General features: G+C 48.3%; 2 protein-coding genes. Both read right to left on the reverse strand.

What is annotated here, in order from left to right:
• Positions 1 to 80: 80 nt before the first annotated feature.
• Entirely contained in the window at positions 81 to 380 is a 300-nt protein-coding gene (locus ACESZP_RS17985) for a hypothetical protein (RefSeq protein WP_118526807.1), read from the reverse strand.
• Between the two features lie 16 nt (positions 381 to 396).
• On the reverse strand, positions 397 to 542 hold a 146-nt coding region (locus tag ACESZP_RS17990; RefSeq protein ID WP_499709958.1), incomplete at its 5' end, for a TnpV protein.

A 542-nucleotide genomic window follows, 5' to 3' on the forward strand; every position in this document is an offset into this window, starting at 1 on the left:
TAGACGGGGCGCTCAAAATGGAACAGACTGCGAAGCAGAAGGAGGACGCATAATCGCGGCCTCCTTCTGGCGTTTCTGTATCATGTTTCCCTGCACTTTTCCAAAAGTTCCCGGCACCTCTGCTGGATTTCTCCGGTTTCTGTCACAGTCAGGTCACGGTCATTTCCAGTAATCTTATCTTCCAGAAAGTTGGCGTATGTACTCAACAAAGCATTCCGTAAATCCTCCGGGGTTTTCTGTATTTCTGCGCTGTACCAGTCATTCCGGTGGGGTTCCCATGCCATCAATGTATAACCATGACTGGTCTGAACCACCTCATACAGAGGGTCATCATCTAGATATGCCTGAAACACTTTCAAAACCTTTTCAAAGGTCAGCATTTCCCGCACCTCCCATTCATCTGCAAATCAGTTCCCTGATTAAAATTTCCTCAATCTGTGCCGTTAATGTGTTCATCAGCCCCACCCAGCGCATAGGGTCACAGGCTTTCAGTTCCTCCGTGACACCCGCAACTTCCATCATGTGAGGCAACATGGTTTCCA

The organism is Candidatus Dorea massiliensis AP6, assembly GCF_964245105.1.
In the GTDB taxonomy this organism is placed as follows: Bacteria; Bacillota; Clostridia; order Lachnospirales; family Lachnospiraceae; genus Laedolimicola; species Laedolimicola intestinihominis.

Bases quoted from the DNA above. Each gene is read 5' to 3' on its own strand.
- ACESZP_RS17985 (WP_118526807.1), bottom strand. From the start codon at position 380: ATGCTGACCTTTGAAAAGGTTTTGAAAGTGTTTCAGGCATATCTAGAT.